Origin of the sequence: Marinobacter litoralis, assembly GCF_016427555.1 — a bacterium.
In the GTDB taxonomy this organism is placed as follows: Bacteria; Pseudomonadota; Gammaproteobacteria; order Pseudomonadales; family Oleiphilaceae; genus Marinobacter; species Marinobacter litoralis_A.
Genome location: NZ_JAELVS010000001.1, coordinates 1,494,971 through 1,509,017, shown reverse-complemented (window position 1 = coordinate 1,509,017; position 14,047 = coordinate 1,494,971). Strand labels below are relative to the sequence as shown.

Genomic DNA, 14,047 nt, shown 5'->3' with positions numbered 1-14,047 from the left:
TTGCGGTTGCTAAAGAAGGATGCGGCAACTTTATCAGCGGGGCCCTGTGCAGGCAAGGAGCCATCGGGGCTGCTGGCTTACTAATTGCACATTTTATGGGTTGTTTCGGGGCCAATCTGCGGCAGGTTTCTGCTAATATATCCGGCTTGTTTTCAACAGGTGCAACGATGCCTTGGGGAACTGCTTTCCAAAAACCGCTCCTTCGGCACATCCGTGTGGCGCTTCTGCTCCGCCATCCATGGCTGCGCACATTTTTGGAAAGCAGTTCCCCAAGGCATCCCCGGACATCGCAGGTGCACTCATAAACAGCCGCAGCCGAGCGTCCGGGCATCATTGCATTAAATTGTATTCACACATGCTTTATTGGAGGCAACATGAGCATTTCCCGCGAGGACATTGAAAAAGTTGCCGTGCTCGCCCGCATCAAAGTGGATGACGAGCAGGTTTCGGCTCTGGAGAAAGATCTGGGCAATATTCTGGATCTGGTTGATCAATTAAGCGCTGCGGATACAGAAGCCGTGGAGCCGATGGCGCATCCGTTGGATGCGGTTCAGCGTTTGCGCGCGGACGAAGTTACCGAAACCAATCAGCGGGAAGCCTTTCAGGCGATTGCGCCGGCGACCGAGGACGGGCTGTATCTGGTGCCCAAGGTTATTGAGTGATTCGGTTCGAGTTTAGCAGCCACGGCCTTTTATCCGGCCTACTTTCTGACCATCAAAGATTTCAGGATTGATGATGCACAACAAATCCGTAGCAGAGCTTTCCAAAGAGCTGGAGAGCGGGAAGATTTCAAGCGTGGAGCTGACGCAACAGTTCCTCGACCGTCTGAAGAGTGAAGACGGCAAGTACAACAGTTTCATCACCATCTCCGAAGAACAGGCTTTGGCGGAAGCCAAAGCAGCGGACGCGATGCGGGCGGCCGGCAAGGCGACGGCCTGGACCGGGGTTCCGTTTGCGCACAAGGACATTTTCTGCACCAACGGTGTTCGCACCACTTGTGGCTCGAAGATGCTGGAGAACTTTGTACCGCCTTACGACGCCACGGTGACGGCAAACTTTAAAGCCGCTGGCGCGGTTTGTCTGGGCAAGACCAACATGGACGAATTCGCCATGGGGTCTTCCAACGAATCCAGTTTCTTTGGCGCGGTAACCAATCCGTGGGGCGACAAGCGCGTTCCCGGTGGTTCTTCCGGCGGTTCTGCGGCGGCTGTTGCGGCGCGTTTGGTGCCTGCAGCAACGGGCACTGACACTGGCGGCTCCATCCGCCAGCCTGCTGCGTTGTGCGGCATTACCGGTTTGAAGCCGACCTATGGCCGGGTTTCCCGTTACGGCATGATCGCGTTTGCTTCATCATTGGACCAAGGCGGCCCGATGACGCGCACGGCGGAAGATGCTGCGTTGATGATGAATGTGATGGCGGGGTTCGATCCAAAAGACTCCACCTGCATCGACCGCGAGGTGCCAGACTACACCGCGACACTGAACGAGCCTCTGAAGGGCCTGAAAATTGGTCTGCCGAAGGAGTATTTCAGCGAGCAGCTGTCGCCCGCTATGGAAGAGCAGGTTCGCAATGCAGTGCGTGAATACGAGAAGCTGGGCGCAACGGTTAAAGAGGTTTCTCTGCCCAACGCCAAGCTGGCCATCGCCGCTTACTACGTGATTGCACCGGCAGAAGCTTCTGCCAACCTGTCCCGTTTTGACGGCGCGCGTTACGGCTATCGCTGCGACAACCCGAAAGATCTGATGGACATGTACACCCGCACCCGGGCGGAAGGCTTCGGCAACGAGGTTAAGCGCCGGATTCTGGTGGGCAGCTACGCGTTGTCAGCCGGTTACTTTGACGCCTATTACCTGAAGGCGCAGAAGGTTCGCCGCCTGATTCAGCAGGACTTCATTAATGCGTTCAAAGAAGTGGACGTGATGATGAGCCCGGTGTCGCCCTCCCCTGCATTCGTTCAGGGCGAGAAGACCACAGACCCGGTGACGATGTATCTGGAAGACGTGTTCACCATCGCCATTAACCTGGCGGGGATTCCGGCCATATCTGTGCCCGCCGGTTTTGTTGACGGCTTGCCCGTTGGTTTGCAGATTATCGGGGATTACTTCTCAGAAGCCCGTTTGCTGAACGCGGCCCATCAATTCCAGCAGGTGACCGATTGGCACCAGCGTGAACCTCAATAAGCCCGGATAAGGAGACGAACACATGCAGTGGGATATCGTGATCGGGCTGGAAATTCACGTACAGCTTGCCACCAAAACCAAGATTTTCTCCGGCTCCAGCACCGCCTTCGGCGCTGAGCCCAACACTCAAGCCAATGCCGTTGACCTGGCCATGCCGGGCACGCTGCCGGTTCCGAACGAACAGGCGTTCCGCTATGCCGTGATGTTTGGCCTGGCTACCAATGCGGAAATTGGTCGTCGCTCGGTGTTCGAGCGCAAGAACTACTTCTACCCGGACTTGCCCAAGGGCTACCAGACCACGCAGCTGGCCCAGCCAATTGTGGGGCCGGGCCATGTCGACATCGACTTGTCCGACGGCAGCACCAAGCGGGTACGCATTCACCATGCCCATTTGGAAGAAGACGCCGGTAAGTCCTTGCACGAGGACTACCACGGCATGTCCGGCATTGACCTGAACCGCGCCGGCACACCCCTGATCGAGGTGGTGACCGAACCGGATATGAACAGTGCCGAAGAAGCCGTAGCCTTCGCCAAAAAGCTACACAGTCTGGTGACTTCTCTGGGCATCTGCGATGGTGATATGTCTCAGGGCTCTATGCGCTTTGACGTGAACATTTCGCTTAAACCCAAAGGCTCTGACACCCTCGGCACCCGTACCGAAACCAAGAACCTGAACTCTTTCCGGTTCATGGAACAGGCCATCGCGCACGAAGTTGAGCGTCAGATGGATATTCTGGAAGACGGCGGCGAGATCATTCAGGAAACCCGCCTGTACAACGGCGACCGGGACGAATCCCGCTCTATGCGGAGCAAGGAAGAAGCCAACGACTACCGTTACTTCCCCTGTCCGGACCTGCTGCCGGTGGAAATCGACGACAGCTTCATCGAAGAGGCGCGCGCTCGCTTGCCGGAGCTGCCCGATGCTCGCCGTGCTCGCTTCAAGGAGCAGTACGGCCTGAACGATTACGATGCAGGCATCCTCTCTGCCGATGCCAAACTGGCCGGTTTCTTCGAGGAAACGGTGGAACATGGTAAAGACGCGAAGCTGGCTTCCAACTGGGTTCAGGGTGAGTTTTCGGCTCGCTTGAATGCAGAAGAGAAGTCAGTAGCCGAGGCGCCGATCACTGGTGCGCAGCTGGGCGCGCTGGTCACTCGTATTGCCGATAATACGCTGTCTTCGTCGGGCGCCAAAAAGGTGTTTGAAGCACTTTGGACCGGCGAGAACGATAACGTGGATGCGATCATCGAGGCCAAGGGCCTGAAGCAGGTGTCGGATACTGATGCTCTGGAAGCGATGGTAGATGAGGTTCTGGCCGGCATGCCGGATCAGGTTGCCCAATTCCAAGGCGAGGAAGATCCGAAGAAGCGCAAGAAGATGCTTGGCGGCTTTATGGGGCCCTTGATGAAAGCCTCCAAAGGCCAGGGCAACCCTAAACTGTTCAACGAGATTCTTCTGCGGAAGCTTGGTGGTTAATGGAGTTGGGCTTGGGTCGGGGTTTATGCTTCGGCCCTAGCCTTTGAGCTTCGGGGCTGCGACCTTACTCTTGGCCTGCCAGGTTTGCGGGGCGCGTTGGCGGGAGGCCCCTCCCAAAAACCGCTCCTTCGGCACGTCCATGTGACGCTTCTGCTCCGCCATCCATGGCTCCGCACATTTTTGTGAGGAGCCTCCCGCCAACGCTTTCTTACTCCGCATTAGTATCCGCCACCATTTCCTCCACAATTCCGGACTATTGCTGCCAAGCCTGAATGGTGGTGTTTGGGGCCCCTTCCCAAAAATTTCGGAGGCCATGGATGGCCGGAGAGAAGCGCACATGGATGTGCTCGTAGCGGTTTTTGGGAAGGGGCCCCAAACATCACCTATCACCTACTCTAGCAGTCTAGGGCCGAAACCAAACCGTAAGCACCCAAAGTCAGGAACCCAGCTGCCTAAACAAGCTATCGAATTCAGCAATATTCCGCTGAATGTAATCAATAAACGCTTTCATAGCCGGTGTCGGGTGCCGCCCTTGAGGATGCACCACACACCAGCTGCGCCTTAGTGGGAACCCCTTGATATCCATAGCCACAAGAGAACCTAACGCTAATTCCGACAGAATGCTCAGCTTAGGGATCACCGCCACACCCAATCCTGCCAGCACTGCGTGTTTTACCGCATCGTTCGAGCCAAGCTCCATCACCGGCTCCATTTTCAGGCGGTGCTTCTGACAATACACCTCCAACGCCAACCGGCTACCCGAACCCGATTCACGGCTCAGCAGCTGGCTATCCAGAAACTCTTCGGGGCCAACCGAATCTCTTGCAAGCAACGGGTGCCCCGCGGGCACAACCGGCACCAACTCATTGTCCAGAAACGGCAACGACGTTAATGGCTTTCCTTGAGGCACCATGCCCATGATGACCAAATCGTCGCTGTTTTCATTCAAACGCTCCAGAGCGGTGGCTCGGTTGACCACCGCTACGGAGATGTTGACCTGCGGGTTCTGCTCCAGAAACGAGCGCAGCAAATACGGCACCACATACTGGGCGGTACTGACCGCTACCAAGCGCAAGTCGCCGGCCACCCTCCCCTCAAGTGCCGCCAGCCGATTCTGCATGTCGGCCAACTCATGAAACACACTCTTCACACAGGCCGCCATTTCTTCGCCGGCGGCGGTGCAATACAACTTGCGCCCCACGTATTCGAACATCGGCATTTCCAGAGCCTGCTCAAGATGACGAACCTGGCTACTGACCGCCGGCTGAGTTAGCCCCAGCAGCTCACCGGCTTTGCTGTAGCTTTTCAAATCGTAAACGGCCTTGAAGACTTGAAGCTGACGAAAGGTCAGCCGGTTGGCCAGTTTTTGAATGCTCAGCGGCATGCATTTACCCTCACAGAACCATCTATAATAAATTTGTTATACATAATCGAAATAATATCAATTTTTACTGATCAGCGGTCCTCGTTATTCTTTTAGAACCTTCATTCGGGACGAAGAAACGAGGAATCTCCCATGTTGAAGAAAGTTTTGATCGCCAACCGAGGCGAGATTGCGGTGCGGATTGTGCGCGCCTGCGCGGAAATGGGTATCCGCTCGGTGGCTATCTACACCGAGCCCGACCGGTACGGCTTGCACGTAAAGCGGGCTGATGAAGCTTACTCTTTAGGGGAAGATCCGATCGCCGGGTACCTGGACCCTGCCCGCATCGTGAACCTGGCTATTGAAACCGGGTGCGATGCCATTCACCCCGGTTACGGCTTTTTGTCCGAAAACGCCCGGTTCGCGCAGCTTTGCGAGCAGAAAGGGGTAACATTTATCGGCCCCAAGTCTGACGTTATCCACAAAATGGGCGACAAAACTCAGGCCCGGGACAGTATGCGCGCCGCCGGTGTGCCGATTACGCCTGGCTCGGAAGGCAACTTGGCGAATCTTGACGAAGCACTCAAGCTGGCCGATCAAATCGGCTATCCGGTTATGCTCAAGGCCACGTCGGGTGGCGGCGGCCGGGGCATTCGCCGGTGTGATTCTGCCGAGGAATTGAAAACCCAGTACCCACGGGTGATTTCCGAGGCCACCAAAGCCTTCGGTTCCGCCGAAGTGTTTATGGAAAAGTGCATCGTCAACCCGCGGCACATCGAAGTGCAAATCCTCGGGGACAGCCAAGGCAATGCCATTCACCTGTATGAGCGGGATTGTTCCATTCAGCGTCGAAACCAAAAGCTGATCGAGATTGCACCAAGCCCACAGCTCACGCCGGAGCAGCGCCAGTATATTGGAGGCCTGGCCGTCAAAGCGGCGCAAGCCGTGGGTTATGAGAACGCCGGCACGGTGGAGTTTCTGCTCACCGGCAACGAAGTCTACTTCATGGAAATGAACACCCGGGTACAGGTGGAACACACCATCACCGAAGCCATTACCGGCGTGGACATTGTTCGGGAGCAATTGCGCATTGCCTCAGGCCTGCCGCTGAGTTACCGCCAAGAAGATATTTCCTATCGCGGCTATGCCCTGCAGTTCCGGATCAACGCGGAAGATCCCAAGAACGACTTTTTGCCTAGCTTCGGCCGTGTCACACACTACTACGCCCCGGGTGGCCCGGGTGTGCGAGTGGATACCGCGATCTACACCGGCTATGAGATACCGCCCTACTACGACTCCATGTGTCTGAAGCTCGTGGTGTGGGCACTAACGTGGGAAGAAGTGATCGCCCGTGGCAAACGCGCGCTGGACGACATGCGCCTGCACGGCATTACCACCACCGCCAATTACTATCAGCAAATTCTGGATCAGCCCGACTTTCGGGCGGGCAAGTTTGACACCAGCTTCGTGCCAGAGCACCCCGAACTGCTGAACTATTCGAAGAAACGTCACCCCAGTGCGGTAGCACTGGCGATTGCCGCCACCATCGCAGCCCATGCTGGCTGGTAATCCACAGGAGAGTGAACATGAGTAACGCGAAAAAAATCGAAGTCACCGATCTTATTCTGCGCGATGCGCATCAGTCTCTGATTGCCACCCGCATGCGCACGGAAGACATGCTGCCGATTTGCGACAAACTGGATCAGGTGGGTTACTGGTCTTTGGAAGTCTGGGGCGGCGCTACTTTTGATGCCTGCGTACGCTTCCTAAAAGAAGACCCGTGGGAGCGCCTGCGCCAATTGCGTAAAGCCCTGCCCAACACCCGCTTGCAAATGCTGCTTCGGGGCCAGAACCTGCTGGGCTATCGCCACTATGCCGATGACGTGGTGGAAGCCTTTGTGCAGAAGTCGGCCGATAACGGCATTGATGTGTTCCGGATTTTCGATGCCCTGAACGACCTTCGTAACCTTGAAACCGCAATCAAAGCGGTCAAAAAAGCCGGCAAGCATGCACAAGGCACCATCTGCTACACCACCAGCCCGGTGCACACTCCAGAGCTGTTTGTTAAACAGGCTAAACAACTAAAAGCGATGGGTGCCGATTCGATTGCGATCAAGGACATGGCGGGACTGCTGACGCCTTACGCGACCTACGAGTTGGTAAAAGCCATCAAGTCAGCCGTAGATCTTCCGCTGGTGATTCACAGCCACTCAACAGCAGGTCTCGCGCCCCTGTGCCAGCTTAAGGCCATCGAAGCTGGCGTTGACCGTATCGACACGGCTATCTCTGCGTTCGCCAGCGGCACCAGCCATCCGGCCACCGAATCCCAGGTTGCCGCATTGAAAGGCACGGATTACGACACCGGACTGGACCTGGAACTGCTCAGCGAGATTGCCGATTACTTCCGCGAAGTGCGCAAGAAATACCATCAGTTTGAAAGCGAGTTTACCCGCGAGGACGTGTCGGTTCAGATCAACCAGGTGCCGGGCGGCATGATGTCGAACCTGGCCAACCAGTTGAAGGAGCAGAACGCCCTCGACAAGATCAATGAGGTATTTGACGAGATTCCGCGGGTTCGGAAGGACCTTGGCTACCCGCCACTGGTCACACCCACATCCCAGATTGTCGGCACACAGGCGGTCTATAATGTGTTGGCCGGGCAGCGCTATAAAACCATCACCAATGAAGTAAAACGCTATCTGCAAGGCGGTTATGGGCATCCTCCTGCCGAGGTGAATGCGGACATTCGCAAGAAAGCCATTGGCAACGAAACGGTCAACGAAGGTCGCCCGGCTGACTTGTTACCGCCCGAGCTGAACAAATTACGAGAAGACATTGGTAGTCTGGCCAGCTCGGAGGAAGATGTGCTCACATACGCCATGTTCCCGGATCTGGGCCGCGAATTCCTGCAGCAACGCAAGGATGGCACACTGAAGCCGGAAGAACTATTACCGGCAGAGCAATCCGGACAGGGCCGGCTGGGCTCAGCCATGGCCACCGAATTCCGTATTGATGTGCACGGTGAAACTTACGAAGTGGCTGTGACCGGTGTTGGCAACACAGAGCCCGGTAAGCGCAAGCTGTATTTGTCACTGGATGGCATGCCCGAAGAAGTGGTGTTCGAGTCCTTGAACGAATACGTGGCTGAAGGCGGCAAAGGCCGCAAGCGCGCCACCGACCCAGGCCACGTCAGTACTGCCATGCCCGGAAATGTGGTGGATGTGCTGGTTCAGGAAGGCGATACTGTAACCGCTGGCCAGGCGGTTCTGATTACCGAAGCCATGAAGATGGAAACCGAAATTCATTCCAGCGTTGACGGCACCGTGCAAGCGATTCACGTCAGCAAGGGTGACCGGGTTACCCCTGGAGAAGTATTGATTGAAATTGCCTGACCGGCAGGAGAAATTATTATGGATCACATTGTTCGCGGCGTACTGAACTTCCGCAAAAACGTCTACCCGGAGCACAAGGATCTGTTTGGCGCATTAGCCGACAGCCAAAACCCGGACGTGCTGTTTGTTACCTGTTCAGACTCGCGTATCGACCCGAACATGGTCACGGGCTCTCACCCGGGGGACCTGTTCATTTGTCGAAACGCCGGTAACGTTATCCCTCCGCACAGCAACGAAACCGGCGGCATGACCGCGTCGATCGAATACGCCGTTGCGGTTTTAGGTGTTCGCCACATCATCGTTTGTGGCCACACCGATTGCGGAGCCATCAAAGGCGCTCTGGACATTCCAGCGCTGAAAGGCCTTCCACACGTGAAAGAATGGCTGGGACATTGCCGTTCCGCGATGGAAATCGTGCGTGAACGACACAGCATTCCCAGTGATACGTGCCTGGACAGCAAGTACATGGATGAAGCGATCGAAGAAAACGTACTGCAGCAGGTACAACACCTGCGCACACACCCTGTGGTAGCGGCCAAACTGGCCAACGGCAAGATCGAAATCCACGGCTGGGTCTACGACATCAAATCCGGCAACATTCGTTGCTGTGGTCGTGACAGCATGGAATTCATGGATTTCGACCAGTACTACTCGGATTACATCGCTAAAATCAGCGAATAATTCTCGCCCAATAAAAAAGGCTCCGACATGCATGTCGGAGCCTTTTTGTTTCAACTCAACGCATCACACCAACGTTGCCCACAGGTCGTGCTCGTCGGCGTGTTCAACCACGGCCTTCACGATTTGCCCGGGTTGCACATCGGTCACGTCGTTCAGGTAAACCATACCGTCGATTTCCGGCGCGTCGGCCTTGGATCGGCCAATGGCACCCTCCTCATCCACCTCGTCAATCAGCACGTCGATGGTCTTTCCAACCTTGGCTTGCAGGCGGGCCGCTGAAATCTCGGCCTGCTTCTGCATGAAGCGCGCAAGACGCTCTTCTTTCACCTCTTCAGGAACGGCACCTTCCAGCTCGTTTGCGGTGGCCCCCTCAACCGGGCTGTAGGTGAACGCGCCCACACGATCAAGCTGCGCTTCGTCCAGCCAATCCAGCAGGTACTGGAAATCTTCTTCGGTTTCGCCCGGGAAGCCCACAATGAAGGTCGAACGGATGGTCAGCTCTGGACAAATCTCACGCCACTTGCGGATGCGGTCCAGGGTTTTGCTGTCGTGGGCCGGGCGCTTCATCGCCTTGAGCACCTTCGGGCTGGCGTGCTGGAACGGAATATCCAGATACGGAAGAATCTTGCCTTCGGCCATCAGGGGAATGATGTCGTCAACATGGGGGTACGGGTAAACGTAATGCAGTCGCACCCATACGCCCAGCTCGCCCAAGGCCTCACACAATGCCTGCATCTTGGTTTTCAGCGGTCGGCCCTGCCAGAAGCCGGTGCGATATTTGATATCCACACCGTAGGCTGAGGTGTCCTGGGAAATCACCAACAACTCTTTCACGCCCGCATCTACCAGACGCTGCGCTTCCTCCATGACATCGCCGATGGGACGACTGACAAGATCGCCGCGCATCGACGGAATAATGCAGAAGGTGCAGCGGTGGTTGCAGCCTTCGGAAATTTTCAAATACGCATAGTGCCGGGGCGTCAGCTTAACGCCTTGCGGTGGCACCAGATCCACAAACGGATCGTGGTTCTTCTGGGGTGGCACGTATTGGTGCACAGCTCCAACCACTTCCTCATAGGCGTGCGGCCCGGACACCGCCAGTACATCCGGGTGGGCTTCGCGGATGGTATCCGCTTCTGCCCCCATACAGCCGGTTACAATGACTTTGCCGTTTTCGTTAATGGCTTCACCAATCGCATCCAGAGATTCCTGCTTGGCAGCATCAATAAACCCGCAGGTATTCACCACTACCACATCAGCGTCGTTATAGGTTGGCACCACGTCGTATCCGTCCAGACGCAGCTGGGTCAGGATCCGCTCAGAATCAACCAGTGCCTTCGGGCAACCCAGGCTGATAAAACCAACTTTTCCGCCTTGGGCGGCATTTTCTGTCTTCTCGGTCATAACGTATCTTCAGGAATCCCGGAGCAATGCTCCTGATGAATGTAGGGGCGCGATTTTACATCAGCGGCTCATCAACTGCAGCCTTGCAGACAACACTTAATCATGGGGGCTCGCATCGAGTGTGCTGACAGAATGCGAGATTTGTGACACCTCGTTCACATTTTCTGTTGCGAACGTGTCACAATCTACTGCACAATTATATTTGATCACTTTTTAAACAAACAAGAATACACTAAAAGCTGGCGCAAAACATAATGGGACACGCAACGACTTTCGATTCGTCAAACGCAAGAAGAATCACTATGAAGCCTCTCGATGCAAAACCTAATTTACGGAACCAGCAGCGGGTAGACGTGTCCTCGGAGATCACACTCGAGAAGGCGGACGGCCGCCAATTCCAGTGCGAAATAGCCAATATATCCCGCACCGGTGTTATGGTTCAGTGCGATGCTCAAACCGCCAAATCGCTGATTCCCAGCATGTTGCCGCCCGCCCCCAAGAACCCTGTTGAGCTTATCGCTCGTTTCCCGGTGCCCGTTCTTCCGGCGCAGCCTGTCACCATCGTGGCCGAAAGCAATGTTGTGCACATCCGCCGAATTGCCCGCGACCAATTCCACATCGGCCTGCAATTCCGGAGCTTTGAAGGCAATGGCTTCGTGTACATCGACCAGTACATTGGCAAACTCTTTAACGAATCCCGGCAATCCTGACACCCAGACCTATTGAGGGCCAAGGATTCACGGCCCTCATTACACCTCTGCGATCATTCCCACGCCATATCATTAGAACCTAAAATTCTTATCAGACATCTTCTTATACCCTATAGCCGCCTGTTATAGTTGCTCTTCTGATTACAGCCATTAAAAGCCCCTCTGCGGCAACGGATGACCATGACCACATACAATCTCACCCATCTGAAACAGCTGGAAGCCGAAAGCATCCACATAATCCGAGAAGTGGCGGCCGAGTTTGATAACCCGGTCATGCTTTACTCCGTCGGCAAAGACTCGGCCGTGATGCTGCATCTGGCACTCAAGGCCTTTTACCCGGGCAAACCACCGTTCCCGTTGATGCACGTCGATACCACGTGGAAATTCCGGGACATGATCGAGTTCCGTGACAAGCAGGTGAGCCGCTACGGCCTGGACCTGATTGTTCACACCAATGAAGAAGGCGTTAAGCAAGGCATCGGGCCGTTCACCCATGGCAGCGCCAAGCACACTGACGTGATGAAAACCCAGGCCCTCAAACAGGCCTTGGACAAATACAAGTTCGACGCAGCCTTTGGTGGCGCACGCCGCGACGAAGAGAAGTCACGCGCCAAAGAACGGGTGTATTCGTTCCGGGACGAGCACCATCGCTGGGATCCGAAGAATCAGCGTCCGGAGCTTTGGAACACCTACAACGGCAAGGTAAACAAGGGCGAAAGCATTCGGGTTTTCCCGCTTTCAAACTGGACCGAGCTGGATATCTGGCAGTACATCTATCTGGAAAACATCGACATCGTACCTCTGTACTACTCGGCCGTTCGGCCGGTTGTCGAGCGCGATGGCACCCTGATCATGGTGGATGACGACCGCATGCCGCTGAAAGACGGCGAGAAGCCGATGATGAAATCGGTGCGCTTCCGCACACTGGGTTGCTACCCGCTGACCGGGGCCATCGAGTCTGAAGCCACAACACTGCCAGAGATTATTCAAGAAATGCTGCTGGCCACCAGCTCCGAACGTCAGGGGCGGGTTATTGACCACGATTCAGCCGGCTCCATGGAACAGAAAAAGCGGGAAGGGTACTTCTAAGATGTCACACCAGTCTGAACTGATCGCCGACGATATTCTGTCGTACCTGAAACAACACGAGAACAAAGAGCTGCTGCGCCTGTTGACCTGCGGCAGCGTTGATGACGGCAAAAGCACACTGATTGGCCGCCTGTTGCACGACACCAAGATGATCTACGAAGATCACATGGCAAGTCTGAAATCCGATAGTGCCAAGATGGGCACGACCGGTGAAAAGCTTGATCTGGCTCTGCTGGTTGACGGCTTGCAAGCTGAGCGTGAGCAAGGCATCACCATTGACGTGGCCTACCGCTATTTCAGCACTGACAAACGCAAATTCATCATTGCCGACACCCCGGGCCATGAGCAATACACCCGCAACATGGCCACCGGCGCGTCTACGGCCCAGCTGGCGATCCTGATGATCGACGCCCGCCACGGCGTGATGACTCAAACCCGCCGCCATTCCTTCATCGCCTCGCTGCAAGGCATTCGCCACATTGTAGTGGCGGTGAACAAGATGGACCTGGTGGATTTCAGCGAAGAGCGCTTTAACGAGATTCGCGAAGAGTATCTGGCGTTTGCCAGCAAACTGGGCCTCAAAGACATCCGTTTCGTGCCGCTTTCCGCTCTGGATGGCGACAACGTGGTGAACCGGAGCGAAAATACGCCATGGTTTACCGGCCAGCCGTTGATGGAGATCCTTGAAACCGTTGAAGTGTCTCGTGACAAGAACCTCGAGCATTTCCGTTTTCCGGTGCAATACGTCAACCGCCCTAACCTCAACTTCCGAGGCTTCTGCGGCACCATCGCCTCTGGCGTGATCCGCCCGGGCGAAACCGTGATGGCCCTGCCCTCGCGCCGTACCAGTAAGGTAAAAGAAATCGTCACCTTTGACGGCAACCTCGACGAAGCCTACATCGACCAGGCGGTTACCCTGACCCTCGAAGACGAGATCGATATCAGCCGTGGCGATATGTTGGTGAAGGCGGACGACGAGCCGCAAGTGGCCAATCGTTTCAACGCCAATATCGTTTGGATGACCGACGCACCACTGGAAACCGGCCGTCTGTATGACATCAAGCTCGGGCCTACCTTTACCTCGGGTACGGTGAAGAAGATTCACCATCAGACCGACGTAAACTCGTTGGAGCAGAACCCGAATCCGAGCCAGCTTCAGCTCAATGAGATTGGCCTGTGTGAACTGACCCTGAACCAGCCTGTCGCGTTTGATGCGTACCAGCGCAATCACGCGACCGGCAGTTTCATTGTTATCGACCGTTTGACCAACGTCACGGTTGGTGCGGGCATGATCGCTGGGCTGGCCGATGGTTTGGAATCGCTCGACCCGGTCACTGCGGAAGAGCGCGAGCGCCGCTTGGCTCAGAAGCCGACGATCATTGCGTGTAATGGTAAGCAAGCTCCGGCTTTGGCGTTGGCGGTCGAGCGGGCGTTGTTCGATCAGGGGCGCACGTCGGTGGTGGTGTCTGAAGAGAATACCGGCGATGCCGATGAGCGCCGCCGTGTTTCCCAGCTGCTTACCGCGCACGGGCTGATTGCTGTGGCGGTGAATCTGGGCACTGACATTGCTAATACCAGCGTTTCTGCAGATAGCGAGGCGGAGATTGCCGAGGCGGTTTCTGGGTTGCTTCGGGCGCTTTGATCTAAAATGAGATTCCCTTACTTTGGCGGGCGGGCTGCCGGGGTGAGGGTTTCTTTTTCTTTGGAAAAATAACTCGCTTCGCTCAGACATCTTTTTCCGGCAGAAAAAGAA

The 14,047-nt window shown here is 55.7% G+C and carries 11 protein-coding genes; 9 read left to right on the top strand and 2 right to left on the bottom strand.

Annotated features, from left to right (window positions below; all coding sequences use genetic code 11):
- Positions 1–374: 374 nt before the first annotated feature.
- The 3 genes from gatC (at position 375) to gatB (ending at position 3,655) form a co-directional block, all read left to right on the top strand.
- Positions 375–662: an Asp-tRNA(Asn)/Glu-tRNA(Gln) amidotransferase subunit GatC gene (gatC, locus tag JAO79_RS06980; protein ID WP_199006454.1), complete on the top strand. Its 288-nt coding sequence runs from the start codon at positions 375–377 to the stop codon at positions 660–662.
- Positions 663–735: 73 nt separating this feature from the next.
- A complete protein-coding gene (gatA, locus tag JAO79_RS06975) occupies positions 736–2,181 on the top strand; it encodes an Asp-tRNA(Asn)/Glu-tRNA(Gln) amidotransferase subunit GatA (protein WP_199006453.1) in 1,446 nt (481 codons plus the stop codon).
- Positions 2,182–2,203: 22 nt separating this feature from the next.
- On the top strand, positions 2,204–3,655 hold the full coding sequence (gene gatB / locus JAO79_RS06970; protein WP_199006452.1) for an Asp-tRNA(Asn)/Glu-tRNA(Gln) amidotransferase subunit GatB: 1,452 nt from the start codon (positions 2,204–2,206) through the stop codon (positions 3,653–3,655).
- A 436-nt stretch (positions 3,656–4,091) separates the two neighbouring features.
- On the opposite strand, the gene JAO79_RS06965 is transcribed toward gatB, so the two are convergent.
- Positions 4,092–5,039 (bottom strand): LysR family transcriptional regulator, encoded by a 948-nt coding sequence (locus tag JAO79_RS06965; RefSeq protein ID WP_199006451.1) that lies wholly within the window; start codon positions 5,037–5,039, stop codon positions 4,092–4,094.
- A gap of 132 nt (positions 5,040–5,171) precedes the next feature.
- On the opposite strand from JAO79_RS06965, the gene JAO79_RS06960 reads away from it, so the two are divergent.
- Genes JAO79_RS06960 through JAO79_RS06950 form a run of 3 tightly spaced genes read left to right on the top strand, consistent with a single transcriptional unit; the run spans position 5,172 to position 9,091 of the window.
- The gene (locus JAO79_RS06960) at positions 5,172–6,587 is read left to right on the top strand and encodes an acetyl-CoA carboxylase biotin carboxylase subunit (protein WP_199006450.1); all 1,416 of its coding nucleotides are present in this window, start codon (positions 5,172–5,174) and stop codon (positions 6,585–6,587) included.
- Positions 6,588–6,604: 17 nt separating this feature from the next.
- Positions 6,605–8,410 (top strand): sodium-extruding oxaloacetate decarboxylase subunit alpha, encoded by a 1,806-nt coding sequence (gene oadA, locus JAO79_RS06955; protein WP_199006449.1) that lies wholly within the window; start codon positions 6,605–6,607, stop codon positions 8,408–8,410.
- Positions 8,411–8,428: 18 nt separating this feature from the next.
- Positions 8,429–9,091 carry a carbonic anhydrase gene (locus JAO79_RS06950; RefSeq protein ID WP_199006448.1) on the top strand — a complete coding sequence of 221 codons (663 nt, stop codon included), beginning with the start codon at positions 8,429–8,431 and terminating at the stop codon, positions 9,089–9,091.
- A gap of 63 nt (positions 9,092–9,154) precedes the next feature.
- Here JAO79_RS06950 and rimO read toward each other — a convergent pair whose 3' ends face one another.
- A complete protein-coding gene (gene rimO / locus JAO79_RS06945; protein ID WP_199006447.1) occupies positions 9,155–10,495 on the bottom strand; it encodes a 30S ribosomal protein S12 methylthiotransferase RimO in 1,341 nt (446 codons plus the stop codon).
- A gap of 302 nt (positions 10,496–10,797) precedes the next feature.
- On the opposite strand from rimO, the gene JAO79_RS06940 reads away from it, so the two are divergent.
- The 3 genes from JAO79_RS06940 (at position 10,798) to cysN (ending at position 13,936) form a co-directional block, all read left to right on the top strand.
- Positions 10,798–11,205: a PilZ domain-containing protein gene (locus JAO79_RS06940; protein ID WP_199006446.1), complete on the top strand. Its 408-nt coding sequence runs from the start codon at positions 10,798–10,800 to the stop codon at positions 11,203–11,205.
- Positions 11,206–11,379: 174 nt separating this feature from the next.
- Positions 11,380–12,294 (top strand): sulfate adenylyltransferase subunit CysD, encoded by a 915-nt coding sequence (cysD, locus tag JAO79_RS06935; RefSeq protein ID WP_320158942.1) that lies wholly within the window; start codon positions 11,380–11,382, stop codon positions 12,292–12,294.
- A 1-nt stretch (position 12,295) separates the two neighbouring features.
- Complete coding sequence (gene cysN / locus JAO79_RS06930) at positions 12,296–13,936, top strand: sulfate adenylyltransferase subunit CysN (protein ID WP_199006444.1); 1,641 nt, start codon at positions 12,296–12,298, stop codon at positions 13,934–13,936.
- Positions 13,937–14,047: the final 111 nt, after the last annotated feature.

What these genes read in the sequence shown, in the direction of transcription:
- cysD (WP_320158942.1), top strand. Translation starts at nt 11,380, where the DNA reads ATGACCATGACCACATACAATCTCACCCATCTGAAACAGCTGGAAGCC.
- gatA (WP_199006453.1), top strand. Translation starts at nt 736, where the DNA reads ATGCACAACAAATCCGTAGCAGAGCTTTCCAAAGAGCTGGAGAGCGGG.
- JAO79_RS06940 (WP_199006446.1), top strand. Translation starts at nt 10,798, where the DNA reads ATGAAGCCTCTCGATGCAAAACCTAATTTACGGAACCAGCAGCGGGTA.
- JAO79_RS06950 (WP_199006448.1), top strand. Translation starts at nt 8,429, where the DNA reads ATGGATCACATTGTTCGCGGCGTACTGAACTTCCGCAAAAACGTCTAC.
- gatB (WP_199006452.1), top strand. Translation starts at nt 2,204, where the DNA reads ATGCAGTGGGATATCGTGATCGGGCTGGAAATTCACGTACAGCTTGCC.
- oadA (WP_199006449.1), top strand. Translation starts at nt 6,605, where the DNA reads ATGAGTAACGCGAAAAAAATCGAAGTCACCGATCTTATTCTGCGCGAT.
- cysN (WP_199006444.1), top strand. Translation starts at nt 12,296, where the DNA reads ATGTCACACCAGTCTGAACTGATCGCCGACGATATTCTGTCGTACCTG.
- gatC (WP_199006454.1), top strand. Translation starts at nt 375, where the DNA reads ATGAGCATTTCCCGCGAGGACATTGAAAAAGTTGCCGTGCTCGCCCGC.
- rimO (WP_199006447.1), bottom strand. Translation starts at nt 10,495, where the DNA reads ATGACCGAGAAGACAGAAAATGCCGCCCAAGGCGGAAAAGTTGGTTTT.
- JAO79_RS06960 (WP_199006450.1), top strand. Translation starts at nt 5,172, where the DNA reads ATGTTGAAGAAAGTTTTGATCGCCAACCGAGGCGAGATTGCGGTGCGG.
- JAO79_RS06965 (WP_199006451.1), bottom strand. Translation starts at nt 5,039, where the DNA reads ATGCCGCTGAGCATTCAAAAACTGGCCAACCGGCTGACCTTTCGTCAG.